Origin of the sequence: Mycobacterium sp. SMC-2 (assembly GCF_025263485.1) — a bacterium.
Lineage (GTDB): Bacteria > Actinomycetota > Actinomycetes > Mycobacteriales > Mycobacteriaceae > Mycobacterium.
In genome coordinates this window covers 2757761-2783413 of record NZ_CP079863.1, presented here as the reverse complement: position 1 = coordinate 2783413, position 25653 = coordinate 2757761, and the positions used below count along the sequence as shown (strand labels likewise).

Here is a 25653-nt window from a genome sequence, read left to right as displayed (position 1 = left end):
TCATGAACCCCAGGTGTTCAACAAACGCTCTGCGCCCGAACACATTTCGTCGATCACCTCGGCCACCGACGCGTCGTCGCGGATCATCTCGACGCCCTGGCCGGCATCCACGGGGGCGACCCGGCGGTCGTCGGCGACGATGGCGTCCGCGAGTTCGTCGCAGGCCTGCGGGTCGAGCGTCTCCTCCTTGCCCGTCCAGCGTTCGACGAAGTCGTTGGCCAGCACCCGCGACGGGAATCGCGCGGGCCACGGCCGGGCCTGGGCGACGTCGAAGGCCCGGGTGACCGCGGTGTCGGTGGCGCGCGCCGCGATCAGCGCGCGGCGGCTGCCCTCACCGGAGAGCGCCTCCGGACACGCGGCCAGGCGGGTGCCCACCCACGCCCCGCTCGCCCCGGCGGCCAGCACGGCGGCCAGGCTGCGCGCCGATGCGACACCGCCGCCCGCGAGGACCGGCACCGAGACGGCGTCCAGCACGGTGTCGAGCAACGGCAGCGTCGCGAGCTTCGTCTCACCGTGCCCCCCGCCCTCCGAGCCGCGGGCCACCAGGATGTCGACGCCGGCATCGGCGGCCTGGCGAGCCCCGACGCTGTCGTAGACCTGCGTCGCGGTGGGGATCCCGGCATCGTGCGCCTTCGCGACCCAGGACCAGTCGGTGCCGAAACTGACCGACAGCAGGGCCGGCCGCACCGCCAGGGCGTCCTCGAGCAGGCCTGCCTCGGTCCGCATCACCCAATCGACCAGGCCGATGCCGAAGGGCCCCCGCACGTGCCGCAGCTGGGCTTGCAGCAGGTCCCTCGTCGCCACACTGCCCATGCCGACCATTCCGAGACCGCCGGCCGCGGTGACCGCCGCCGCCAGCCGGCCACCGGCGACCCCGCCCATCGGCGCGTTGACGATCGGTACCCGCAGCCCGAATTCCCGTGACCAGGGCGTTGAAAGCATCCGGCTAGTGAGCCGACGGAATGGTCTTGAGCACGGTCAGGATGACCACCGAATCCTCGACCGCGTGCAGGGCGTGGCGTTCGGCCGGAATCGCGACATGGTCACCGGTCTTGCCATGCCAGGCGTCATCGCCGGCGGTCAGGCGCACGTGGCCCTGCAGCACCTGCAGCGTCGCCTCACCGGGGCTGTCGTGTTCGGCAAGTTCGTTTCCGGCAAGCAAAGCCAGCACGGTCTGCCGAAGTTCGCGGCTGTGGCCGCCGTGGATGGTGTGAGCGGCCCGGCCGCTGTGCGATTCCTTAGCCTCGGCGAGCTTTTCGGACGCGAGGCTGGTCAACGAGATCGATTCCATTGGCTGAGTCCTTTGCGCTTGAGCGGACCCGGTCAGCCCGTCAATAGCAGTATCCCCGCCACGATGAGCGCGGCCACCTTGACCACCTCGAAGCCGACGTACACGTAGTGGGCCCGGGAGCGCGGTCCCTCCGCCCCGGCGAGCACGCTGTCGGATCGGCGCGTCAGCGCCGGGCGCACCGCAATCAACTGCACGGCCAGCGCAGCGGCGGCGACGAAAATCGCCGTGGAGATGCCCGCCGAGATGTGGCCGGCGACCGCGATGGCCACGACGACCACGGCGAAGCACACCTCGACGGTGTTGAGGGCGCGAAACACCAGCCGGCCGATGCCGAGCCCGATCTGCAACGTCACGTTGGGCGCGCGGAACTTCAGCGGCGCTTCCAGGAACGAGATGGCCAGCACCATGCCGAGCCACACAAAGATGACCGCGACGGCGATCGCCGGTCCGGTGCTCATTTGGCCTCCTTCTGCAGCGCCAGGTGCGCCACGCACAGATCCGGTTCGACGAAGGCGTCGAGCCGATCGACCGAGACCGGCGCTCCCCAGGCGTCCATGGCGCCTTGCATGAGGCCGAGGTGCACAGGGCACACGACGGTCGTCCGGTTTTCGGCCAGCTCCAGGAACGGGCAGTGGCGCAGCCCCACCTGTTGCTCGCCGTCGGCGACCCGGCGTTCGGGCGCGAAGCCGAGTTCGTCGAGCATGTTGACCAGGTGGTCGACGGCGTCGACGGCGCTGGTGGGGCTCGTCGGCACCGGCTGTCGGCTGGCATCCAGCTTTCGCCCCCAGGCCCGTCCCGCGGCCAACGCCTTGGCGCCGGCGTCGCGCTCTCCGGCGAACGCCGTGGCCAGGACCTCGGCGAGCAGCCGATAGTGCCGCGTCCCGCCGCGATCCATCTGCCGAACCGCGCGGAACATCAGCGGTGGCCGCCCGGGCCCCTTACGGTCCAGCTCGACCAGTTCCACCTGGCCGTCGCCGACGAGGCTGTCGAGGTGGAAACGGACGGTGTTGGGATGCACGCCCAGCATGTCGGCGATCGCGGCGATGCTCAGGGGATCACGCGACGCCCGCAGCACCCGCAGCACCTCGCGGCGGCGGCCGGCGGACTCTCGGACCGACGTGGGCGGCAGCTTCACGGCACCCTCACGCTCCTTCCGCTTCCTCGGCCCTCGGATGAGCGGCCACCAAAGGAGTGTCTACACCGAGCGGACCTATTTTGGCCGCCCCACCCGGGGAACCCAGCGGGGCGTCGCGGCCCGGCAGCGTCTCGGTGAAGAACACCTCGTTATCGGCCAGATACGGTTTGAGGTCTTCGGGCAGGTCGTCCTCGTAATAGATGGCCTCGACCGGGCACACCGGCTCGCAGGCGCCGCAGTCCACGCATTCGTCGGGATGAATGTAGAGCGCACGGCCGCCCTCGTAGATACAGTCGACGGGACACTCCTCCACGCAAGCACGGTCCATCACGTCGATGCATGGCTTACCGATCACGTACGTCATGCGCTAGAGTTTACACAATATGACTTGTAAAAACGAAACAATTTGGGAGCACAAATCGTGAAGCCCCTGGAAAACCCTGCGCGGCAGGCGGTCTGATGACTAAGCCGCACGCCGAGTCCCGCCGTCCCCTGCCTTCGGCGAGTCGCGCCGACGATGCTGTTGCCGGCCATTGGCTGCTGGCCCGGCTCGGCAAACGCGTCCTTCGCCCCGGCGGTGTCGAGCTCACCCGCACCCTGCTGGCCCGCGCCGAGTTGGCCGACGCCGACGTGGTCGAGCTGGCCCCGGGCCTGGGCCGCACGGCCACCGAGATCCTGGCCCGCCACCCGCGGTCGTATGTCGGCGCCGAGGGCGATCCCGACGCGGCCAACGTGGTTCGCGGCGTGCTCAGCGAACTCGGTGTCGAGAACGGCGCCGTCCGGGTCACGGACGCGGCGTCCACCGGATTGCCGGACGCCAGCACCGATGTCGTCATCGGGGAGGCGATGCTGACCATGCAGGGCGACGCGACCAAGCACGCCATCGTCGCCGAGGCGGCCCGGGTGTTGCGGCCGCGGGGCCGCTACGCGATCCACGAACTGGCGCTCACGCCGGACACGGTCTCCGACGAGGTCAGCACCGACATCCGGCGGTCGCTGGCCCGTGCGATCAAGGTGAACGCGCGGCCGCTGACCATTGCGGAATGGTCGCGGCTGCTGGTCGACCATGGGCTCGTGGTCGACCACGTCGCGACCGCCCCGATGGCCCTGCTGCAACCGCGCCGACTGGTCGCCGACGAGGGGGTGCTCGGGGCGCTGCGGTTCGTCAGGAACGTGTTGGTGCACTCCGAAGCCCGCAAGCGGGTGCTCACGATGCGGCGCACGTTCCGCCGGCATCGCAGGCAACTCGCGGCCGTCGCGATCGTCGCCCACAAACCCTGACCTATCTCAAATGCTCTGCGCCGAAGCCGGTCTCGCGTCATCTGGGTGGGCGAGCCGGTAAACCTCGATGAGGCGCGCCACATCGGTGGGCGTCACGATGCCGACGACCTGGCCGCCGTCGAACACCAGGGCACGGCTGCGGTGGCCTGCGGGCGCCATCCGCTCCAGCAGGGCGGTCAGCGGCTCCTGCGGCGCGCCGGACGGCACCTCTGGCAGGGGTTGCGCGACCTCACCCACGGTCGTGGTGGCGCGCCGCCCGGGCGGCACGTCACGCAACTGCCGCAACGTGATCAGACCCGAGACCGACCCGCTCCGGTCGACGACCGGGTACGCCGAGTGCCGATCGCCGAGCACATAACGCTGCACGAAATCGTCCACGCTGATCCACCCTGGGGCGGTGTGCGGCCGGGCCGTCATCGCGTCGGCGACGCGTACCCCGGAGAACATCTGCTGAGTCGAGATCCGCATCTCCTCTTCGCGACTGGCGGCGAAGATGAACCAGCCGATGAACGCCAGCCAGACGCCACCGACCAGGCCGCCGAGCAAGAATTCGGCCAAACCCAACGCAATGAGTATGAAGGCGACCACCCGGCCCGCGTGGGCCGCACCGATGCTGGCGCGCACGCTGTCCCCGTGGCGGCGCCACAGAAAGGCCCGCAGCACCCGTCCGCCGTCCAAGGGCGCGCCCGGCAACATATTGAACAGACCCAGCAGCAGGTTGATGCCGGCCAACCAGGAAGCGACGCCGACCACGATGGGGGCGGCCCGCACCGAATGCAGCGCCGCGGCCGATCCACCGAAAATGGCCGCCAGCGCGAGGCTGGTGGCCGGGCCGACAATCGCGATCCGGAAGGCCGCCTTGGGTGTCTTCGCCTCGCCGCCGAGGGTGGTCACCCCGCCGAACAGCCACAGCGTCACGCTCCCCACGGACACCCCGGCGCGGCGTGCGACGACGGCGTGCGCGAGCTCGTGCGCCACCAGCGATGCCAGCAGCACCAGCGCCCCGCACGCTCCAGCCGCCCAGTAGGCGAGCGGCGAATACCCTTTGACGCTGCCGGGCAGCGTGCTTGCCAGGCTCCAGGTGAACAACCACAGAATGACCAGCACGCTCCAGTGGACATTCACCGGAAAGCCGGCGATCCGCCCTAGTGGGATCGCATCGCGCACCTCAAACCTCCAATGTCGCCGAGGCCGGACCGTTCGACTGCCGCCTCCTACCCGAAAGTAGGGCGACGCCGTGGTCGCCACAAGGGTCGTTGGACCCCGCCCGGCCCGCCAATCGGCCTGCTCCTTTGGACTGGGTCAAAACTCGCACCTGCGTCCCAGGCAGCCGCCGCTGAACGTGGCGTCGGCGGCAAGCAGCGCCCGGTCGGAACCGACGTAACTGAGCACCTGTCCGGCCCGGGTCCCGTAGCGGTACACGGTGATTCCTTTCACCCTCGCCTTCCACGCGGCCAGATAGATCTCGCGGACGTCCTCCACGGTCGATTCGGCCGGCAGGTTGACCGTCTTGGACACCGCGGCGTCGACGTGGCGCTGCACGGCGGCCTGCATCCGCAGGTGCCACTCGGGGGCGATTTCCGCCGCGGTGGGAAACGCCGCCCGAATGTCGGCGGGCACATGAGGATCCTCCCGCACGCCGCCGCACCGGGCGATTTGGGCGATCAGGTCGGGATGGTAGAAACCCCGGTCGCGGGCCAGCCGGTCGAAACACGGGTTGACTTCCAGCAGGCGTCGCCCGATGACCGCGCGCACGTAGGCGATCGCGAACATCGGCTCGATGCCCGCGCTCGTGCCGGCGATCAACGAGATGGTGCCGGTCGGGGCGATCGAGGTGAGCTGGGCGTTGCGCCGCGGCGTCGAACCCGCGAATCGGCTGCCCGGAAAAGCCGGAAACGGCCCCCGCTCCTGCGCCAGCCGCTCCGAGGCGGCATGCGCCACCCGGTTGACGGTGCGGGCTATCCGGCCGGCCAGGCGAACCCCGCGCTCGCTGTCATAGGGAATTCCCAAGGCGGCCAACATTTCCGCCAAACCCATCACGCCCAGCCCGATCTTGCGGGTGGCCTTGGTGGCCGCCTCGATCTCGGGGAACGGAAATCGGCTGACGTCGATGACGTCGTCCAGAAAACGCACGGACAGCTCCGCCACCGCTGCCAGCCGGTCCCAGTCGACACCGCCGGCCCGGACCATCCGGGCCAGGTTGATCGAGCCCAGGTTGCACGACTCGTAGGGCAACAGCGGGACTTCCCCACACGGGTTGGTGGCCTCGATCCGGCCCAGCGCCGGCGTCGGGTTGGCGCGGTTGATGGTGTCGAGGAACACCAGTCCGGGGTCGCCGCATCGGTGGGCCGCCTCGCAGATCGCGGTGAACAGGTCGGCGGCGGGCACCGTCGCGACCGTCTTGCCCGTCCTCGGGTTGACCAACCGGTGGCTGCCGCCGCGCCCGACGGCGCGCAGGAATTCGTCGGTCACGCCCACCGACAGGTTGAACTGGTTGAGTTCGCTCGGCGAGCCGGCCTTGGTGGTGACGAAGTCGTAGATGTCGGGATGCGATGCGTCGAGCACCGCCATCGACGCGCCGCGTCGGCGACCGCCCATCGAGATGACCTCGGCCGCGTAGTCGAACAGCCGGAGAAACGACAGCGGCCCGCTGGCCGTCCCGCCGGTGCGGGCCACCAGATCACCGGCGGGCCGGAGGTGGGTGAAGGTGTAGCCGGTCCCGCCCCCGGCCTGGTGTATGTCCGCGCTCTGCGCGAGCGCCGTGAAGATCGAGCGCAGCGAATCATCCACGGGCAGAACGAAACACCCGGAAAGCAGCCCCAGCCCGGTGCCGGCGTTCATCAGCGTCGGCGAGTTGGGTAAGAACTCCAGGCCACGCAGCAGCTCCGAAAACCGCCCGGCCCAGACCGCCGAGGACCCGGGCCGGAACTGTTCTTCGGCCCTCGCGACATGCTCGGCGACGCGGTCCATCATCTCGCCGGTCGATTCCACGGGCCTGCCATGGTCGTCTCGAAGCAGGTACCGCTCGCCCAGCACTGTCGCGGCGGCGACGCTCAATTTCAGCTCATCGCGCACACCGATCAGGTCTTTGGTCGCGCGCAACTCGGCATGGTGCCGGCGGTAGACGACGTAAGCGCGGGCGACGTCGCCCAGGCCGGCCACCGCCAGCTGCGCCTCGACCACGTCTTGGATGTCCTCCACGGTCGGAATTCCGCTGCGGGCCCGACCCACCAGCGCGTCGGCGACCGACCCGGCCAGCGTGCCGGGCACGTCCGGGTCGGTATGCCCGACCTCACGCGCGGCCCGCGCGATCGCCGCCTCGATGCGGCCCACGTCGAAAGGCACCAGGCGGCCGTCCCGGCGCCTGACGCTCTTCGGCCACTGCGCGGACCGAACTTTCCTGACCATCCTCCGAGTATCCCCGTCACGCCAAAAGTCGTCGCCCAAAACGTGATAAGGACTTCCGTCCCTACCGCCGCGCAGGCTCGCATGGTCGGATCGAAGACGTAAGTTTCAGGCAACAGACATCTCAGGAGAAGACGATGACCACCTCCCTGCCCGCGGCACAGAAGCCGCACACGTTGTTCCCCGAGTTCTCGGAGTTCTTCTCGGCGTTCCCGTCGTTCGCCGGAATCCGTCCGATGTTCGACACCCGGCTCATGCGGCTGGAAGACGAGATGGTCGACGGCCGCTACGAGGTGCGCGCCGAGATCCCCGGCATCGACCCGGCCAAGGACGTCGATATCACCGTCCGCGACGGTCAGCTCACCATCAAGGCCGAGCGCAGCGAGAAGAAGGAGTTCGACGGCCGATCGGAATTCTCCTACGGCTCGTTCGTCCGCACCGTCTCACTGCCGTCCAACGCCAACGAAGACGACATCAAGGCCACGTACGACAAAGGCATTCTGACTGTCTCCGTGCCGGTTTCGGAACCGGCGCCGGAGGAGAAGCACGTGAAAGTGGCCGCCAAGTAGCCGACGGGAGCGTGGGCCCGGGCGTCGCCGCCCGGGCCCACCACGGCGGTCGCGGGCGCGGCGCCGGTGATGACTTTGGGCCCTATCCGCAATCCGCGCGTGACGGAATAATGGGGTCGTCTGACGTAATTTGGCTGATGCGGTTGCGGCTGAACAAAGGAGTATGACGGCCATGGGTGGTATCCCACCGTTGTTATTGACCGACTCTGACGTCGATGCCCTCGCTTCGGAATTCCTGCAGTCGCGGTATCTCGGCCCCATTTACGCCGACTGGTCCCCCGATCGACGCCTCGACACGTTCCTGCGCCGCCGCGGCCTGGCTCGCGTCGCCGACGACGGCGATCTCTCGAATACCGTCTTGGAACGCGTCCTGGGCCACGTGGGCCGCGCCTCGCAGCCGGCGCGGCGCTAGTTGTCCCGCCCCGGGGTAGACGGTCCCACCCCTTCGGGACCAACGGCACTACCGAGCCTCGCGCCGCGCGCCGGATAGTGATTCCGATCAGCGTGTATCGGAGATGAGCGGCAATGCAGCAGCTAACCACCCTGGAAGCCAGTTTCCTCGAGGCCGAAGACGCCGACCGGCACTTGAGTATGGCGATCGGCACCCTGGCCGTCATTGACGGGCCTGTACCGGATCGGCAGCAACTGATCGCCACGCTGTCCGAACGCATTCGCGCCGTGCCCCGGTTCACCCAGGTGGTGCGCAAGCACGCCTTCGATCTGACGGCGCCGGAGTGGGTCGAGGACAACGCTTTCGACATCACCCACCACGTGCGCTCGGTGGCTTTGCCGCCCCCGGGTGACGAATCCGCGTTGTACCGCTTGATCGCCGATCTCATGGAACGCAGACTGGATCGCGATCACCCGCTGTGGGAGTGCTGGGTCATCGAGGGCCTGCCGGAGGGACGGTGGGCCACACTGATGAAGATTCACCACTGCCTGGCCGACGGGATCGCCATCGTGCGGATGTTCACCAGCCTCGCCGACGCGGGCGCGGTCGAGACGTATGCCAGCGATATCCGCGCCGCCAAGGACCTACCGTCGTCCGTGGTCCTCTCGGCGGGACTGAGCCGTAACCCGCTGACCTGGGCCGGTGGGTTGTTGCGTGCCTCGGTGGCCACCACCAGCACGGCCGCGCACACCGCCATGGGGGCAACAGAATTCGTCACCGGCCTGCTGTCCCCGGCGCCGAAATCGACGCTGCGCGGGCCGGTGAGCAACGTGCGCCGTTACAGCGCGGCGCGGGTCTCGATGAGAGACGTCGAAACCGTGTGCCAGGCCTACGACGTCACCCTCAACGATGTGGCGCTTGCCGCGATCACCGATAGCTTCCGCACCGTCCTGTTGCGCCGCGGTGAAAAGCCCCGGCGCAACTCGCTGCGCACGATGATTCCCGTATCGGTGCGCTCGTCAAACGACATGGATCGCGACGATATCCGCGTCTCGGCGATGCTGTCCTCGTTGCCGGTCGACGAGCTTGATCCCGTCAAGCGGCTGAAGTCCGTCCACGCCCGACTGGGCCGGCTCAAGAGAAGCGGTGAGCGCGAGGCCGCGAACACCTTTGTGGCGCTGAGCAATTACCTGCCGTTCGCACTGAGTTCGTGGTCGGTTCGGTTGCTGACGCGGCTCCCGCAGCGCAGCGTTGTCACGCTCGCCAGCAACGTGCCCGGTCCCCGGCGGCGGCTGCAAGTCCTGGGACACCCGGTCGAGCAGATGTTGCCCATACCGCCGATCGCCCTCCAGCTGCGCACCGTGATCAGCATGCTCAGCTACGTGGACGAACTCGCGTTCGGCATCACCGCCGACTATGACGCCACACCGGACGTCGACGAACTCGCCCGCGGCATCGAACTCGGGGTTGCGCGCTTGGTCACCCGCGCCCTGTCCCGGAAACCCGCGCACCCCAAGCCGAGTCGTCATCCTTTCCGAGTCGCCAACTAGTGCGCCCCGGATTGGCGTTCAGTGGTGTTGTTCGGAAGGTAGATAACGGTTCTCCACCGCTTGCACGAGTTGCTGTCGTATGCGTTCCAGATCCGCGGCGCGGCGGGCTTCCAGCTCGTCCTCCCAGGCGGCCACCCGCGCCGCGAGCTCTCTGTCGGCGATGGTGCCTTCCAGCCAGTGCGAGAAGTCGCCCCGCTCGAGATGGTATTCGAGCACCTCTTGGTCGAGATGACGCAACGCAACCGCGAAGTCGTGCATCGTGGCCGCCGGGGCGAGGCCATCGGTGGTGTGGAAGTAGAACCGCCGCTCCATCGGCAGCCGGATATCGGCATATTTGTGACGGTGCCGGACGTGCCTGGTACGGCGCTCGCCGACGGTGAACTCGCGACGCGACCCCGAGCCGAATCGGATGGTGGCGCGACGCCGCGACGCCAGGTCTGTCGCCGTGTCGGACGTCGTGAGCGCGAGCACCACGTCAGTGCTGTCGATCTCCCCGAGGGGCAGCGATGCCGGGACGAACGAGCACAACACGTAACCGCCGCGGCGTTCCCAATGGGCGTCCTCTTCGTTGCCGAGAAGCTGGGCCTCGTCGTAGATCACCCAGTGTGGGAATCCGTACTGTTCGCGATGCGCCTCAGCGGTCGCCCGCAGTCGGCGCACATAGTCGGTCTTGCCCGGCTCGGCCAGTCCCGACAGATCCACCACCACGCTGGAGTGCGGACGCAGTGCGTCGACGAGCTCGGCCGGTTCGGGCAGGTGATGGCCGCTGTCGACGACCTGCACCTGGTTGAGTTGCTGCAGTTGCAGGTGGTCGCCTTCGGGGTCGATGACCAGAACGCAGTAACCGGCCGAAATCCATCGCTCTGCCATCAGGCCGACGAGATAGCTCTTTCCCGACGCGGCGGGACCGGTAACCAGGATGCGTCCCTGACTTCCCGGCAACCAGGTCGGCGTTCCGTCGTCGAACGTCCCGATCTCGAGCCAGTGGCGCGACGGGCACAGGCGTTCCGCCCCTGAGAGATACGGCCGGGACAAAAGCTCGGCGACCCCGGCCCCGCCCGGCTGGTCCAGGACCACATCGGCGAACCGCCGAAGCGATGGGACCGCGTCCGCCACCGCCGCACCGACCTCGGCGGTCGCGAGTAACGACAGATCGTTCTCCGCATCGCCCACCGCCACGGTGTTGTGCGGGGACAGGCCCAGCTTGTCCAACAGCGCGCTCAGGCCGGTCCCCTTGGTGATCCCTGCCGGCAGCACCATCAGGGCGCCCCGGTTTCGGATCAACTGGTAGTCCATTCCCAGCTCACCGATCGCCTCGGCGACGGCCGCCGCATGCTCACCGTCAACGGCCACCAACACCTCGCCCCGCCGGAACGGGATCCCGTGTTTGGCGAGCGCTTCGTCCAGATCCGGCCCCACCGGTGGCGCCAGCGCGTGCGCCTCTCCGGCGATCGAGGCCACGGCACCGTTCTCCAGTACCAACGCATCGACGTGCCCGGCCAACTGCGGGAATTCGGCGTGCAATTCGGCCCCGATGCGCCCGGTCGCCAGCACAACGACCAAGCCGTTGCTTCGGGCCTGGTCGATCGCCCGCACGGCTTCCGGATGCAGTTTGCCGTTCGACGTCAGGGTGCCGTCGATGTCGACTGCGGCCACTTTGAAGAACGCCACGGCCTTGTCCACACCTCGATTCGCAAAGATTGAGATTCGAATGTCTCGATGCCAACCTATGGCCCGTGGCATGCAGTCTTCTAGGGCCGTTCGGCCTCGTTGGCATTGACGACCGGCCTGGCGGGATCACAGGCCCAGGGCAGACTCCAGCTCGGCCAGGCACTCCTCGGTCAGCGGTATGAACTTCTCGACGTCGGGCACCACGTCGCAGCCCGCGGCGTAGCCGAATCCGACCCGGTCGGCGTACGAGCACGTCGTGATGTTGAGACCGTGGCCGTCGTAGACCGTCGACACCGGATACATCTCCTCGATACGTGCGCCGTTCCAATACATTTCGGCAACCGGACCACGCACATGCGAAATCGGCAGGTTGTATCCGGTGCGGATTTTCGGCGTGAAGGGCAGCAGCGGGCCGATCGCCGTCGCGGCGATGCTCCCGGCGTTCGTCAGCAGCGACGCCGCCGCTCCGCGTTTGGCCACCCAGTGCTTCCCCTCGGACATCGATCGATGGATGACATCGAGTCGGGCCAGCGGGTCGTCCAGGTCGGTGCCCAGCGGGCACATCCAAAGCCCGAACCTGTTGCCGTGCTGGTCATTCGGCGTTTCTTGTTCGCGGTCGCGCACCGTGATGGGGCAGGCGGCCACCAGTGGCCGTTTGGGCAGTTCCCCGCGATCACGCAACCAGCGCCGCACAACGCCGGCCGCCATCGCGGTGAGCACGTCGTTGCCGGTCACGCCGGCCTCCTGTCGCACGGCTTGGATGCGCTCCTTCGCCCAGCTGCCCGCGGCCACCACGCGCTCGGGGCCCAGCCGTCCGTTGAACCGGGTGTAGGGCGCCCCGAGGGGCAGCACCGTGGTGTGCCCGACCAGGCTGTCCAGCACCGTCGCAACCTCGCCGGTGGCAACCCGCCCGATCAATCCCGCGCCCGACGCCGCCGCCCCGGCCAGCGACCGCAGCGGTGCGACCAGACGGGACACCAACCCGCTCGATGGCGGCGGAGCGGGGTCCGGGCGGCGGTCGGCGTAAAACGGTGGCATCGAACGGCGGTCGGGGTCGCTGCAGAGCGCGTCGGTGATCATCTGAAAACCCGCGACCCCGTCGGTCACGGCGTGGTGCACCTTGATGTAGAAGGCGAAGCGGCCCCCGTCGAGGCCGTCGATCAGATACGACATCCACATCGGCCCGCTCCGGTCGAGGGGCAGGGCGTCCAGCTCGCCGATCAGGCGCCAGAGCCCGTCCCCGGACACGGTTCGGCGCTGGCAATGTCGGTTCACGTCAAGGGATTCCATGTGCCGCCAGACCCAGATGCCGCCGGTGTCCACACCGCGGTGCGGGTACGCGCGTAGCCTCGGGTCGATCGGATCGTTCCCCGCGAGGGTCGTTTGATGCAGCTCGTCGACGTAGTCGGGGCTGGCGTCGTCGGGAGGCGACAGGATCAGCACGGCGCCGACGTGCATCGGGTTGGACACCACCTCCGCGGTCATCATCGCCGCATCCAGCGGATCCAGCGGAATCATCGTCGATCTCCGCGACTAGGCGGGGCGGTCACGTTCGGCCACGGACCCAGTCAACAGGCCCGACTGCTGCAACGCCGCCTCGACGAACCGCTGGACCGGTCGCGCGCGGAAGAAGCCGGTGTGACCGCCGCGGTACCACACGATTTCGGGTTTGCCCCAGTGCTCCCAGAGGCGAACCACCTGCTCGCGGGGATGCACCACCTGATCCGCCAAGCCGGCGTAGATGAACCGGCCCGGCATGGGGACGAGCGGGGCGAGCGACAGGGGCGACGTCATCCGCCCGATGGGCCCGGCTAGTTCGATCGTCTGATGACGGGGGTCGTCGGGGGCAAGCCCGGAGTGCCGGCTCAGCAACCCGACCAGGTCTGCGACGGGGACGCCGAGGATCGCGCAGGTCAGCCCGGTTTCCAGGCTGGCGACCAGCGCGGTGATGTAGCCGCCCAGTGACAGCCCGTTCAAGCCGATCTGCGATTCGGGCTCTTGCCGGCGTATCCAGGACAGCAGCCGCCGGATGTCCCATACCGCCTGCGCCGTCGCGTGGACGTCGTCGAGGACGTCCTCTCCCGGAAACACGGCGCCCTTCGGCAGGCCACGGGCCCTCGGGCCGTGCATCGGGAGGACCGGCATGACGACGTTCAGACCGAGGTCTTCGTGTAACCGCCAGGCCCGGAACAGGGCGAGATCCAAAGCGGCTCGGCCCATCTCCGTTCCGTGCACGCACACCAGCCACGGTCGTGGTTGCGGATGGCGAAGCAACAGGCCGTACTCGCGGTTGTTCGCGGTGTAACCCATCCACCGCTCCGCGCCCGGCTCACCCGGCCGCGGCAGGTACTCGCTGTCGAAGGCCAGGCGGTAGAAGGAACGCCTGCCCTTCTTGACCTCTCGGATCGCGACGTCCGAAAGCGGCGGCGGGGCACCGAAAAACCGCTTCGGCTCCTCGAGCCATCCGCGGTCGCCGTAGAACTTCAGCGCCGCGGCCACCTCACCGGTGATGCGCTCGAAGTCCTCGGGGCGGCTGACGGGGCGGCGCGCCTTCAGGCCCAACAGGACGACTTCGTCGCGAAACGCCTGCGCCGCCAGGGCGAGGGTGGGTCGCGCGATCGGAAGCTCGTCGGCCGGTTGGCCGAGGTAGCTGCGCCACGAGTCGGCGAGGTAGCGACCGGTGCTCGTGAACGGTTTGACGGCACTGCTCAACCCGACACCGGCGGGCGGGCTCAATGGCAAGGCGCCCGGGCGTCGGGGAGCGTCGTCGTTGGTCGGTACCGCCATGGTGGCAAAGTATCAGGCGCACAAATCGTCCTGTTAGGGACTTACGGCCCGGTCGCAGCAGCGAAAGTCCTTGCCTGGTAAGCCGGGGGCACACCGGCCCGGGCCATATGGCCGGGCGCGAAGGGTATTTGGTCACTCGTGCCGACGCCCGGCCGGTCGTAACGTCGGAGCAGCCACAAGCACTTCCAACGCCCAGGTCGATGAGGAATGGGATCATGACAGAGGCACCACAGAAGACCGAGCCGCGATGGGCCGAACTCTCCGACGACGTGCTGGAATCGGTCGAGACCGGCCGCAAGCAAGCCATCGCGGCGGTCCGCAAGTTCGTCGACCAGATCAGTCCGGTGCTGCCCGAGCAGTCACGACGCAAGACCGTCGTCGACGCCGCCCTGGACCTGGCCGATGAGTTGAGCACCGCACGCATCGAGTTCTTCCGGAGCGTGGTCCGAAGCGCCGGCCACGCGGTGAGCAAGCACCCCGAGTAGACCGGCCGTCATTCGACGTCCGGCTCCCCCGAGAGCGCGAGGACGTCATCCCGGACGGCGCGCTGCAATTCGACTGCCGCGGTCCAGCCATCGCCCGCGGGCCCGATCGGCCTACCGACGGTGATGTCGATGGCCCCGCGCCGCGGGAAGTGGTGCTCTGGACGCAGGATGGTCCGGGTCCCGCGAATCCCCAGCGGGGTGACGGGCACGCCGGTCCGGGCGGCCACCACGAAGGCGCCCATGTGGAACCGCCGCAACCCCGGGGCGCGGGCCAGCCGGCCTTCGGGAAAGATGATGAGCGACTGGCCGGCGCGCACCAGGTCGGCCAGCCGGTCGGTGTCCGCCACGCCGTGTTCACGCTCGTGCCGTTCGACGAACTGGTGGCCAAGCCGCCTGAGGACGAATCCGTTGATCCCTTGACGCTCAAGCACTTCGGCGGCGACGAAGTGAAACGACTGCGGCATCACCGCGGCCAGCGCCAACGGATCGATCCAGCTGGGGTGGTTGGCCACCGCGATAGACCCGCCCGGCGGAAGGTGGTCGAGGCCGTGCGCGGTGATCGGCGTCCCGGTGAGGCGAGCCAGCAGCCGGACCGCGGTGCGGGCCACCCGCCAGCGCCATCCCGGCCGCGGTAGCAGCAGCAGGAGGGCGGCAACCGACAACCCGAGGACCGAGTACACGGCCCACGCGTAGCCGGCGAAGGCGACATCCCCCGCCGCTCGACGAGCGCGGCGCAGCGACGGCGCCGCACCGCGGAGGCGAAGCCGGGCCAGTTCCCACCACAGCGCGCGCGGCCGCGCGCCGATCTTGCCGGCCTGGTAGATGGCGCGGCTGGCGGCCCGCCGGATCTTGCCGCTGGACGTCTTCAGCACCGTGCGCGGCGGGGCCAGCACCACATCGTCGGGTGCCACGCCGAGCAGATCGACTGTGGTGGCGATGATTTCGGAGCGCAGTGCGGTGAGTGCGTCGTCTCGGAGGGCTCGTGTCTCGGCCATGACCACGAGTCGCTCCGGCCCACCAGAGGGATCGGGAGAGGCGAACACCGCCACGCAGCCCTTGCGGACGCCTTCGATCTCGCCCACCGCCTCTTCCAGTTCGGCGGGGTGCAGGTTGCGTCCGGCCCGGATGATCATGTCCTTGATCCGGCCGGTCACGTAGACGTCGGCATCGACCGTGTACCCGAGATCACCCGTGTCGAGCCAGTCGTCGTGGAACAGAGCGCGCGTCGCCGCCGGGTTGTTGAAGTAGCCCGCGGTCGCCGACGGACCGCGGAACTCGATGCGGCCTTCACGGCGATCACCCAATTCGTTTCCCGCGGCGTCGACGATCCGAACTTCGTGCCCAGGCAGGGGCCGGCCGCAGGCGACGAATCGCAGGTCGCGCTCCCCCGGCTTGGCCGGCTCCGCCTGACCGGACCTCACGAATGCGTCCCGCCGAATGCGGTCGATGACCGGGCCGCGGCCCAACGGGGGGAACGCCAACCCGACCGACGACTCCGCCAGCCCATACACCGGTGTCATCGCCTCCCGGCGAAACCCATACGGCGCGAAGCGATCCCCGAAGCGCTCGATGGTCGCAGCGCTCACCGGTTCGGCGCCGTTGTACGCCAGACGCCAGCTGCTGAGGTCCAGCCCCTCGATCTCGTCGTCACGGATCTTCGACAGGCACAGTTCGTAGGCGAAGTTGGGGCCCGCCGACATGGTGGCGCGGTTGGCATGGATCGCCCACAGCCATCGTGACGGCCGGATCAGGAACGCCTGCGGGCTCATCACCACCACCGGGACACCGAAGTACATGCAGCCCAACCACGCACCGATCAAACCCATGTCGTGATACAGGGGCAGCCAACTGACGAACGTGTCCGACCCGGTCGCCGCCGCGGCCCGGCCCATCACCCGGATGTTGGCGAGCAGGTTGCGGTGCGTGAGCGCGACCCCCTTGGGTTGGCCCGTGCTGCCGGAGGTGTACTGCACCAGCGCGAGGTCCTCGGGCCGCGGCCTCACCAGAGGCATCGTCGCGCCTTCGCCCGCTCGGGTGAGGGATTCGGGGACGACGACATGGCGCAGGCTCTCGACGTTCGAGCGCAGCAGGTGACCGAGGCTGACGGCCTGCGGCACCGTGACGAGCATCGCGGCCCCGGCGTTGGTGAGGATGCCGGTGGTGCGGAGCAGGTGGTCCGCCAGCTGCGACGGGCGCGCGGGCGGGTAGACCGGGACGGGCACGGCACCGGCGAGGACCACACCGGCGAAGGTCACGAAGTATTCCCGGCAGGTGGGCAACATGATGCCGACCGTCTCGCCCGGCATGACATCGTGCGCGATCAGGCCGGCGGCGACGGCGGCCGCCTCCCGGTGCAGGGCGGCATAGGTCACGTCGGTGGCGTTGGAACCGTCGCCGGCGTCGTCGAGGATGCGGATGTGCGTTCGGTCCGGGGTCGAACCGACGTGCCAGTTCAAGACGTCGTTCAGGGTCAGCGCGGACTCCGGCGTCGGAGCGTGCGGCCCGGTGGCCGGAAGCGAAACGACGCCGGTGTCCTCCCGCTGGGCGGGACGACCCCGCGCCAGGGCCGGGCCGAGGGCCGTTACCAGGTCGCGCGGCGTCTCCGCACTGGCCAGGATGTGCGGCGGCAGCGCCACCCCGAATTTGTCCTGGACGCGCAGCAACAGTTCCGCCAGCTCCAGGCTGCCGATGCCCAGGTTTTCGAAGGGGCTGTCAAGCGTCACCGCGGGCGGAGCGGCCTGCGGGTGAACCTCTTCGACGAGGCCGCGCACCAGTGCCAGCACGGCAGGGGCGCAGTCTTGGTGTGCCATCGTTCATGAAGCGGCCTGGGAACGCACGACCCGTTCGCGGAGGCGTGTGGCGAACGCCGCGGCTCGATCGAGATCGTGTTCGTTCGGCCGGTCCCTGTTGATGCCGCCGATGAGCCCGAATGGCCCCACCGTGTCGAATCCGCGGCAGGAGAAGGAGTCCAGGACCTCAAACCCCTTTTCCGTGAGATGGTCTCGAACCGGTTTGGTGTAATCCAGCAGCGGGATTTCCCGCGCACCGCTGGTGAAGAACGTAAACGCCCGGATGCCGTGCACCCGCGGCAGGCGACGGATCAAGTCGCGCACCCTCGAGTCGAAGGCCATGTAGTAGATGCCCGAGCCAAAACCGACGAGGTCGCACGCACAGAGCTTTTCGGGGTCCACCGCCTCCGGCGCCACGACCTTGGCACCAAGCACCTCGGCCATCCGGTCGGCTACCAGGCGGGTGTTGCCGTGGGACTTCGACGTGCAAACGATGAGCGACTTCATGGCGCGACTCCTTCGCTAGCGAACCGGTCTCATAATGCGCGCACACCGCGACGTCCGCTTAGGGCGCAAAGCCATCAATGTGCAGGGCATTTGTCACTCGCTGCGCTAGTCGAATGCATGGATCACCTGGCAGGCCACCTGCCGAACCTGCTGATACACAACGCGATCGAGGGGCAGATCACGAAAGTAGGGTATCTCCCCCGTCGTCGTGATGACGCCCGGTTCCTCCTGCGCCCACCGCGCGTTCACCTTCTCCCCCAACGCGCGCGCGGACGGATTGTCGGCCAGCACGCGGGCGTGAAACCGCCTGATGCCATCGACGCGCGCCGCGACCGCCAGCGCGCCGAGCAGCAGTGTGCCAATCCCTCTGCCCTGGTAGCCGTCGGCCACGGTGAGCGCCACCTCTGCCGAGACGGGGTCGTCCTGATCCCGGACGAAGCGGGCATCCGCGATGACCGGCCCCGCCACACCGCCGGTGACGACCCAGACGAAGTGGTCCACATAGTCGACCTCGAAGAGATAGGCGAGCCGCGCATCGGTCGGAGTGCCACCTTGGTAGCGCCGGTACAGGGTCTCCCGGGAGAACGAACCGCTGCTCTTGAACCGCTCGGCATCCCCGGGCAGGACGGGGCGCAGCGACACCACCGCACCGTCTTTGGTCGACACTTGGATGGGGGCGATGTGGGCGGCCAACCGCTGCCGCGCCGTACGCAGCATCCGGTCGGCGATGACCGGCATGTCCAGCATGCGGTCGAAGGCGGCGCTGTATCCGGTGTAGCCGCGCACCTCCTCCCGCGCGGTCAGCGTTGCGGTTCTGGTCGCGTGCCGCAGCAAGGCGATCTCGCCGACGATCGTCGCCGATGACAGCTCGGCGGTGGTCACCCGGCCCTTTGGGCCGACGTGTCGCACCGCGATCCGGCCGGACGCGATGATCGCGAAGGACTCCGCCGGTTCCCCCTGCCGCATCAGTACCTCGCCGGCGGCGGCATGCAGGGGCTCGAGCAGGGCGGCAAGCGTCGTAAGGTCCTTGGCCGCAATATCGGCGAAAACGGGCAGGGCCGCCAACTCATCGGCCCGGACAGCCCTCACACCGGCCCACCCGTCGGCTCGAGACTCCGGCCCGAATAACGCCTCGATTGCGGATCCATTGCTAAAGCGGTCATCTCGCCAATTTCGTAATCCAGCGCCCTCGAAACGAGTAGCGTGGCGGTGCACTACCTCCGGTGAACAGTACTCGACCGAGACCGCCGTCGCCGGAGAAGTGAGTAGCTGGCCGCAATGACAAAAGACCCTGTCGAACTGGGACTTCGGCAGACCGGAAGCGAGACCAAAGCCTTTCGGTGATCGTGCTCTTGGCCTCTACGGCCGGACCTTCGGTGCTGGTCGGATGGATCCACAAGGCAAATGGGGGAGGGAACATGAACACACCGAAGTGGCGGCAGCATTGGCCACAGCGCAGGCACGCGGCGACGATCTATCAGCTGACCGATCGGCTGCACGAGGGACACGTCGCCCGGGTACCCGCTCACCAGATTCCCGCAACCGTGTCCGCGTGGCTGGAGGAGCTCGGCGCCCACAGCCCGTTGGTCGACGACCTGGAGCGCGCGGTCCGAGGGGGCGATTGGTCCGCGGCGCACGCCCTGGGTGAGTGCCTCTCCATCGAGATAGCCCTGGCCGACTGACACCCACGGCCATGAGCGCGCCATAGCGCGGCGGGGACGTTCGCCGATCGCCACATGACTTTCGGCACTACCGCGTAGCCACAGCGCTCGGCAAGATACGGATGGTATACCGGTGCGACCACGCATCGGTATCGGCTTCGGCAACAATGGAATCGCGTCATGAAAGCACCGCTCGCCTCGATGGAGAGGCCCGATCTGCGCAAGATCGAAAACCGCGCCCCGTCGGTGGCACAGATGTTCGTCAACCGTGTCGCCGCCACCCCACACGCGGAGGCCTTTCGGTACCCGCAGGATCACACTTGGGCGAGCGTGACCTGGGAGCAAGTCGGTGAACGCGTACGCAATCTCGCCGCGGGGCTGATCTCGCTGGGGATCGCGCCCGAGGACCGGGTCGCACTCGCCTCCGCGACGCGCTACGAGTGGGTGCTCGCCGACTTCGCGATCATGTGCGCGGGCGCGGCGACCACCACCGTGTATCCGACGACGAACGCCACCGATGTCGCCTACATCGTCGCCAATTCCGGGAGCCGGGTGGTGGTCGCCGAAGACCAGGCTCAGCTGGACAAGCTGGTGGAGCACCGGGCCGAGCTGCCCGACGTGAGCAAGGTCGTCGTCATCGACGGCAATGGGGACGGCGACTGGGTGATCTCCCTCGCCGACCTGGAGCTACTGGGCAAGCAACTGCTGGCCGACAGACCCGACGCCGTCGACGAGCGCGTCGCGGCCGTCGGCCCCGACCATTTGGCCAGCCTCATCTACACCTCCGGTACCACCGGGCGGCCCAAGGGCGTACGCCTGACGCACGGCGCATGGACCTACACCGCCGCCGCCATCGATGCGCTGGACATCCTCGGTCCCAACGACCTGAACTTCCTGTGGCTGCCGCTGGCGCACGCGTTCGGCAAGGTGATGCTGGCATTGCCCTTGCAGGTCGGCTTCCCGACGGCCATCGACGGCCGCGTCGAGCGGATCATCGACAACCTCGCGGTCCTGCGACCGACCATCATGGGCGCGGCGCCGCGCATCTTCGAGAAGGCGCACGCCCGCATCCAGGACATGGCCGCCGAGCGGGGCCGGCTCAGGAAAATGATCTTCGATTGGGCGATCGGGGTCGGCACGAAGGTGTCGGAAGCCCGACAGTCGGGGAAGAAGCCGTCGCTGGCGTCGTCGCTGGCCTACAAGGTGGCCGACCGGCTGGTGTTTGCCACCATTCGGGAACGGTTCGGCGGGCGCTTGCGGTTCTTCGTTTCCGCCGCCGCCGCACTGGACCGCAACGTCGCCCAGTGGTTCGACGCCGTGGGCATCATCGTGCTCGAGGGCTACGGGCTGACGGAAACCGCCGCGGCGTCATTCATCAACCGCCCCAACGCTTATCGGTTCGGGACCGTCGGCTGGCCGTTCCCCGCTACCGATGTGAGGATCGCCGAAGACGGCGAAGTCCTGCTCAAGGGGCCCGGTGTCATGACCGCCTACCATGACCTGCCGGACGCCACCGCCGAGGCCCTCGACGGCGACGGGTGGTTCCACACCGGCGACATCGGGGAGATCGACAACGACGGATTCCTGCGGATCACCGACCGCAAGAAGGACATGTTCAAGACCTCGCAGGGCAAATACGTGGCGCCGTCGGCGATCGATGCGCGATTCAAGGGCTGTTGCCCGTACGTGAGCGAGATCCTGGTCTACGGGGAGGGCAAGCCATACTGTGTCGCTCTGGTCAGTCTCGACACTGAAGCGATCACCGACTGGGCCAACAGGAATGGCCTGGCGGGCAAGTCGTTCGCCGACATCGCGCGCGACGACAGGACACAGCGGCTGATCGCCGGGTACATCGACGCCTTGAACACCGAACTGAATCGCTGGGAACAGATCAAGAAGTTCGCGATCGCCGATCGTGAATTCACCGTCGAGTCGGGCGATCTGACGCCGAGCATGAAACTCAAGCGCAAGGTGGTCATCGAGAAATTCGCCGACCGCCTCGAGGCCCTCTACGAGCAATAGGCGCCATGACAACCGAATACTCTTCCGCGCTGTTCACCGACCTCTATGAGGTCACGATGGCGCAAGCCTATGCGGCCGAACGCATGTCGGGGACTGCGGTATTCGAGACGTTCTTTCGCAAGCTCCCCCAGGGCCGCTCCTACGTGATGGCCGCCGGCCTGTCCGACGTGCTCGACTTTCTCGAATCGTTTCATTTCCAGCCGGCCGACATCGACTACTTGCGCGAATTGAGGTTGTTCACAGAGGAATTCCTGCGCTCGCTGTCCGAGGTTCGCTTCACCGGGGACGTGTGGGCCGTGCCGGAAGGGACGGTGGTCTTTCCGAACGAACCGATCGTCCAGGTTATCGCCCCCATCATGGAAGCCCAGCTGTTCGAGACGTTCGTGGTGAACCAGATCCACCTGCAAAGCGTGATCGCCAGCAAGGCCGCACGAATGGTTGAAGCCGCCCGGGGCCGAAGGGTTATCGATTTCGGCGCGCGGCGTGCACATGGCACGGACGCGGCAAACAAGGTCGCGCGGGCCGCTTACCTCGCCGGCCTGGCGGGCACCTCCAACCTGCTGGCCGCGCGCACGTATGGCATCCCCGCCGTCGGCACCATGGCACACAGCTTCGTTCAGGCCTTCGACAACGAGGTGGACGCTTTCGACGCATTCGCCCGGCTCTACCCCGGCACGACACTATTGGTGGACACCTACGACACGCTCGAAGGTGTCGACCACGTCATCGAACTCGCCCGAAAGCGCAAGGATTTCGACGTGGCGGCTGTGCGGCTGGATTCCGGGGACTTGGGTGCCCTATCGAAGGCGACACGCGCCAAGCTCGACGCGGCGGGTTTGAATCACGTTGAGATCGTTGCGTCGTCGGGCCTCGACGAGTACCGCATCGCGGCGCTGATGAACGAGGGCTGCCCGATCGACACTTTCGCGGTGGGCACCAAGCTCGTAGTCGCCCAGGACGCGCCCGCGCTCGACATGGCCTACAAACTCGTCGAGTACGAGGGCACCGGGCGGACCAAGTTCTCCAGCGGCAAAGTTATCTATCCCGGACGCAAGCAAGTCGTACGCCGGCTCGACGACCGGGGAATTTTCGCCGGCGACACAATCGGCAGGGCCGACGAGCAACTCGACGGCGAGCCGCTGCTGGTGCTCGTCATGAAGAATGGCCGGCGCCTTCCGCAGGGCGATGCCGACCTGTCGGTGTCGCGAGACTGGGCGCGCCAGCAGGTCGATCGGCTTCCGCCCCAGCTTCGCTCCCTGGAAGCCGGCGACTGGTCCTACCCGGTGGACATCAGCCCGGGGATCGCGCGCGACCTCGAAAAACTGCGCCGTGCGTGGCAATCGATGAGTTGACGACTACGGCTGGACCGAAATGACGGTGACGGTGCCGGACCAATAGTCACCGACATAGAGCCGGTCACCATCGGGGCTCACCGCCAGCGCTTCGGGATTCCCGCCGACGTCGAAGGTGTCGGCCACGCATCCCTCGATGGTGTCGATGACCGACACGGTGTGATCGCCGAAGTTGCTGACGTAGGCGTTTTTACCGTCGGGACTAATCCGCACGCAGCGCGGCAGATCGCCGACCGGGATTCGATTCGCCTCACCGGCCATGGTGTCGATGACCGACAGCGAGCATCGGCCGGTCACGTACGCCTGCAGCCCGTCCGGCGTTATTTGCACGCCAATCGGATTGTCGCCCAGCTTGATCCGTGTGACCCGGTAAGTCGCGAGGTCGATCGCCGTAACGCACGAGTGGTCGTAGTGCGTCGCGTACAGCACCGATCCGTCCGGACCCATGGTGAGGCTATCGGGCGGCCCGACCAGGCCGATGGTGTGGATCGCGGCGTTGGCGGCGGTGTCGATTACGCCGAGTGAGCCGGCGTCGTACTGGTGGTGGTGATCGCTGCGCCGGCGCACCCCGACGTATACGCGTCGGCGTTCGGAGTCTGCGGAAAGATCGGTGACGGCGGAGCCGTCCAAGCCGTCAACGACTGCGACCATGGCACCCCCCTCGCCCAACACCGAGACCCGGCCACCACTCGCGGCATTGCCGCCCACGTAGATCAGCGCACCGTCCGCGGTGTCGACTTGCTGTGCACAGCACGCGTCGGGGATGACGGCGACGCGGTGGTCGGAAATGTCGATCACCGAAACCGAGCCGCCCTGGTTGGCCGCGTACAGCCGGCTGCCGTCGGCGGCGATGGCCAGCGCCCTCGGATGTCCGCCGACCGGTATGACGCATGAGATCCGATGCTGGCTGCTGAGCAGCGCGACCGAGTCGGTCAAGGCCGCGTAGGCGACGGAATTACCTGGGTTGGTGGCGAGATCGTTCACCCGGTCCCCGAGCGCAATGGTCGTGATGACGGATCCCCCGGCTCGTCGCTCCACGTCGCCCATCGTTCGCAACCCGGCCGCGGCGAACGTAGGGAAGAAAGTCCTCAAGAAAACGACGTTGGTCCCGCAGCTGGGGGCTAACGACCCTCGTGAACTCACCGACGTCCGCCATACGGTTGGCGAACACAACGACGCAAGCAGCGGAGGATTGGTATGCACTCGGATCACCTCAAGGGGCTGGTGAAAGCAGAAGGGCCCTTCGTGTCGGTCTATTTCGACGACTCACACGACACCTTGGATGCGGTTGAGCAGCTCGAAGCGAAGTGGGGCGACATCCGCAGGCAACTCGAAGGCATGGGCGCCGGCGCGAAGGTTCTGGGCGCGCTCGAAGAAGCCGTGCTGCAGCATCGTCCGCCCGTCGGCCGGCGGGGCCGTGCGGTGATCGCGACCAGCGATGAGGTGCTGGTCAACGAGCACTTGGTCAACCCGCCCGCGGCGACGGAGGTCCGCCTGTCGGATTACCCCTATGTCGTGCCGCTGATCGACACGCAGATGCAGCGACCGACCTACGTGTTCGCCACGGTTGACCACACCGGCGCGGACATCAGCCTGTATCAAGGTGCCACCGTCACCTGCACAACCATCGAGGGTGGCGGCTACCCGGTGCACAAGCCGGCCACGGCCGGGTGGAACGGCTACGGTGACTTCCAGCACACCACCGAGGAAGCCATCCGCATGAACTGCCGCGCGGTCGCCGACGAGCTCACCCGACTGGTGGACGACGCCGATCCCGAGGTGGTGTTCCTCCGCGGCGAGGTCCGTTCCCTCGCGGACCTAACCGCCGAGTTGCCGGAGCGGGTGGCCGCACGCGTGTCGCGGGTGCACGCCGCAGCCCGCAAGCGCGGTATCGACGAGGGCGAAGTCCGCGAAATCACGGCCGCGGAGTTCGATCGCCGTCGCGACGCCGAGCTGACCGCCATCACCGACCGGTTCGAAGCGCAGATCGGACGCGGCTCCGGGCTGGCCGCCGAAGGGGTGGCCGCGGTGTGTGCGGCACTGCGCGACGGCAATGTCGGCACCCTGATAGTCGGTGAGCTGGGCGACGCCACCGTGGTCACGGGTGAAGCGCTGACCACCATCGCACCGGATGCGGATGCGCTGTCCGAACTCGGCGAACCGGTGGTGCGCGTGGCGAGGGCCGACGAGGCGTTGCCGTTCAACGCGATCGCGGTGGGCGCCTCGTTGGTGCGAGCCGGTGACCGGATCACGCCCAGCGACGGAGTGGGGGCGCTGCTGCGGTACGCGACCGGCGACAGGGTCGGTCGGCGCGGTACGTAGTCCCAAACGCCGTGGCACACCATGGTTCAGGGCACCGAGCCGTGCCGCACACGGCGGACTTGCGCATCGAAGCCTGGGCGCCTACCCGTGATGGCTGTATCCGGCAGGCGGTGCTCGGGGTCGTCGAAAGCTTCCTGGACCTGTCGTCGGCGCGTGCGGACCACACCCGTCGGCGCCGGCTGACCGCGGATAGCGATGACGATCTGCTGGTAGCCGTGCTCGATGAGGTCATCTACCTGCTGGATACGTCCGGTGAAGCGCCCATCGATCTCGAGCTGCACGACGTCGGCGATGGCGTCGAGGTCGCGTTCGCGATGACCGACGCGCATGCGCTGGCCCAAGTGGGCGCGGTGCCAAAGGCGGTGTCACTCAACGATCTCCGGCTCTCGCGCGACCGGCAAGGCTGGCAGTGCCTGGTGACCCTCGATGTGTAAG

Annotated in this window: 24 protein-coding genes; 10 read left to right on the top strand and 14 right to left on the bottom strand. The window is 67.9% G+C overall.

The window, feature by feature from the left end; translation table 11 throughout:
• From KXD96_RS13340 to fdxA, 5 genes are read right to left on the bottom strand one after another with little or no spacing between them, the layout of a single operon-like run.
• A complete protein-coding gene (locus KXD96_RS13340; RefSeq protein WP_260744992.1) occupies window positions 1–942 on the bottom strand; it encodes a nitronate monooxygenase family protein in 942 nt (313 codons plus the stop codon).
• A 4-nt stretch (window positions 943–946) separates the two neighbouring features.
• Entirely contained in the window at window positions 947–1291 is a 345-nt protein-coding gene (locus tag KXD96_RS13335; protein ID WP_260744991.1) for a cupin domain-containing protein, read from the bottom strand.
• Window positions 1292–1323: 32 nt separating this feature from the next.
• Window positions 1324–1749 (bottom strand): hypothetical protein, encoded by a 426-nt coding sequence (locus KXD96_RS13330; protein WP_260744990.1) that lies wholly within the window; start codon window positions 1747–1749, stop codon window positions 1324–1326.
• Window positions 1746–2426 (bottom strand): metalloregulator ArsR/SmtB family transcription factor, encoded by a 681-nt coding sequence (locus KXD96_RS13325; protein WP_260744989.1) that lies wholly within the window; start codon window positions 2424–2426, stop codon window positions 1746–1748. The genes KXD96_RS13330 and KXD96_RS13325 overlap by 4 nt, the downstream gene beginning before the upstream one ends.
• Window positions 2427–2433: 7 nt before the next feature.
• Entirely contained in the window at window positions 2434–2790 is a 357-nt protein-coding gene (fdxA, locus tag KXD96_RS13320; protein ID WP_260744988.1) for a ferredoxin, read from the bottom strand.
• A 95-nt stretch (window positions 2791–2885) separates the two neighbouring features.
• Between fdxA and KXD96_RS13315 the strand changes: the two genes are divergently transcribed.
• On the top strand, window positions 2886–3707 hold the full coding sequence (locus KXD96_RS13315) for a class I SAM-dependent methyltransferase (RefSeq protein WP_260744987.1): 822 nt from the start codon (window positions 2886–2888) through the stop codon (window positions 3705–3707).
• 6 nt (window positions 3708–3713) lie between these two features.
• On the opposite strand, the gene KXD96_RS13310 is transcribed toward KXD96_RS13315, so the two are convergent.
• Complete coding sequence (locus KXD96_RS13310) at window positions 3714–4874, bottom strand: site-2 protease family protein (RefSeq protein WP_260744986.1); 1161 nt, start codon at window positions 4872–4874, stop codon at window positions 3714–3716.
• Window positions 4875–5009: 135 nt separating this feature from the next.
• Window positions 5010–7115 (bottom strand): adenosylcobalamin-dependent ribonucleoside-diphosphate reductase, encoded by a 2106-nt coding sequence (locus tag KXD96_RS13305; protein ID WP_260744985.1) that lies wholly within the window; start codon window positions 7113–7115, stop codon window positions 5010–5012.
• Between the two features lie 134 nt (window positions 7116–7249).
• Here KXD96_RS13305 and KXD96_RS13300 point away from each other — a divergent pair, with 134 nt between their 5' ends.
• The 3 genes from KXD96_RS13300 to KXD96_RS13290 all read left to right on the top strand — a co-directional run bounded on the left by KXD96_RS13300 (window position 7250) and on the right by KXD96_RS13290 (window position 9622).
• Complete coding sequence (locus KXD96_RS13300) at window positions 7250–7681, top strand: Hsp20/alpha crystallin family protein (RefSeq protein ID WP_260744984.1); 432 nt, start codon at window positions 7250–7252, stop codon at window positions 7679–7681.
• Between the two features lie 196 nt (window positions 7682–7877).
• Window positions 7878–8093: a hypothetical protein gene (locus KXD96_RS13295; protein ID WP_260745360.1), complete on the top strand. Its 216-nt coding sequence runs from the start codon at window positions 7878–7880 to the stop codon at window positions 8091–8093.
• 113 nt (window positions 8094–8206) lie between these two features.
• The gene (locus KXD96_RS13290; protein WP_260744983.1) at window positions 8207–9622 is read left to right on the top strand and encodes a wax ester/triacylglycerol synthase family O-acyltransferase; all 1416 of its coding nucleotides are present in this window, start codon (window positions 8207–8209) and stop codon (window positions 9620–9622) included.
• An 18-nt stretch (window positions 9623–9640) separates the two neighbouring features.
• Here the strand turns inward: KXD96_RS13290 and KXD96_RS13285 are convergent, their stop codons facing one another.
• The 3 genes from KXD96_RS13285 to KXD96_RS13275 form a co-directional block, all read right to left on the bottom strand.
• A complete protein-coding gene (locus KXD96_RS13285) occupies window positions 9641–11293 on the bottom strand; it encodes an HAD hydrolase family protein (RefSeq protein ID WP_260744982.1) in 1653 nt (550 codons plus the stop codon).
• Window positions 11294–11419: 126 nt separating this feature from the next.
• Window positions 11420–12811 (bottom strand): wax ester/triacylglycerol synthase family O-acyltransferase, encoded by a 1392-nt coding sequence (locus tag KXD96_RS13280; protein WP_260744981.1) that lies wholly within the window; start codon window positions 12809–12811, stop codon window positions 11420–11422.
• A gap of 15 nt (window positions 12812–12826) precedes the next feature.
• Window positions 12827–14080 carry a S9 family peptidase gene (locus KXD96_RS13275; protein ID WP_260744980.1) on the bottom strand — a complete coding sequence of 418 codons (1254 nt, stop codon included), beginning with the start codon at window positions 14078–14080 and terminating at the stop codon, window positions 12827–12829.
• Window positions 14081–14295: 215 nt separating this feature from the next.
• Between KXD96_RS13275 and KXD96_RS13270 the strand changes: the two genes are divergently transcribed.
• Window positions 14296–14565 (top strand): hypothetical protein, encoded by a 270-nt coding sequence (locus tag KXD96_RS13270; protein ID WP_260744979.1) that lies wholly within the window; start codon window positions 14296–14298, stop codon window positions 14563–14565.
• A gap of 8 nt (window positions 14566–14573) precedes the next feature.
• On the opposite strand, the gene KXD96_RS13265 is transcribed toward KXD96_RS13270, so the two are convergent.
• The 3 genes from KXD96_RS13265 to KXD96_RS13255 form a co-directional block, all read right to left on the bottom strand.
• Window positions 14574–17375, bottom strand: a complete 2802-nt coding sequence (locus tag KXD96_RS13265; RefSeq protein WP_260744978.1) for an AMP-binding protein — start codon at window positions 17373–17375, stop codon at window positions 14574–14576.
• Window positions 17376–17378: 3 nt separating this feature from the next.
• Window positions 17379–17861, bottom strand: coding sequence for a flavodoxin family protein (locus KXD96_RS13260; protein ID WP_260744977.1), 483 nt, complete (start codon window positions 17859–17861; stop codon window positions 17379–17381).
• Between the two features lie 105 nt (window positions 17862–17966).
• Window positions 17967–18950: a GNAT family N-acetyltransferase gene (locus KXD96_RS13255; RefSeq protein WP_260744976.1), complete on the bottom strand. Its 984-nt coding sequence runs from the start codon at window positions 18948–18950 to the stop codon at window positions 17967–17969.
• Between the two features lie 329 nt (window positions 18951–19279).
• On the opposite strand from KXD96_RS13255, the gene KXD96_RS13250 reads away from it, so the two are divergent.
• The 3 genes from KXD96_RS13250 (at window position 19280) to KXD96_RS13240 (ending at window position 22896) form a co-directional block, all read left to right on the top strand.
• On the top strand, window positions 19280–19543 hold the full coding sequence (locus KXD96_RS13250; RefSeq protein ID WP_260744975.1) for a hypothetical protein: 264 nt from the start codon (window positions 19280–19282) through the stop codon (window positions 19541–19543).
• A gap of 159 nt (window positions 19544–19702) precedes the next feature.
• Complete coding sequence (locus tag KXD96_RS13245; RefSeq protein WP_260744974.1) at window positions 19703–21544, top strand: long-chain fatty acid--CoA ligase; 1842 nt, start codon at window positions 19703–19705, stop codon at window positions 21542–21544.
• 5 nt (window positions 21545–21549) lie between these two features.
• Window positions 21550–22896, top strand: a complete 1347-nt coding sequence (locus KXD96_RS13240) for a nicotinate phosphoribosyltransferase (RefSeq protein WP_260744973.1) — start codon at window positions 21550–21552, stop codon at window positions 22894–22896.
• A 3-nt stretch (window positions 22897–22899) separates the two neighbouring features.
• Here KXD96_RS13240 and KXD96_RS13235 read toward each other — a convergent pair whose 3' ends face one another.
• Window positions 22900–23988 carry a YncE family protein gene (locus KXD96_RS13235; RefSeq protein ID WP_260744972.1) on the bottom strand — a complete coding sequence of 363 codons (1089 nt, stop codon included), beginning with the start codon at window positions 23986–23988 and terminating at the stop codon, window positions 22900–22902.
• Between the two features lie 105 nt (window positions 23989–24093).
• On the opposite strand from KXD96_RS13235, the gene KXD96_RS13230 reads away from it, so the two are divergent.
• Both KXD96_RS13230 and KXD96_RS13225 read left to right on the top strand, forming a co-directional pair.
• The gene (locus KXD96_RS13230) at window positions 24094–25218 is read left to right on the top strand and encodes a hypothetical protein (RefSeq protein ID WP_260744971.1); all 1125 of its coding nucleotides are present in this window, start codon (window positions 24094–24096) and stop codon (window positions 25216–25218) included.
• An 11-nt stretch (window positions 25219–25229) separates the two neighbouring features.
• Window positions 25230–25652 (top strand): archease, encoded by a 423-nt coding sequence (locus tag KXD96_RS13225; RefSeq protein ID WP_260744970.1) that lies wholly within the window; start codon window positions 25230–25232, stop codon window positions 25650–25652.
• The last annotated feature ends 1 nt before the right edge of the window (window position 25653 follow it).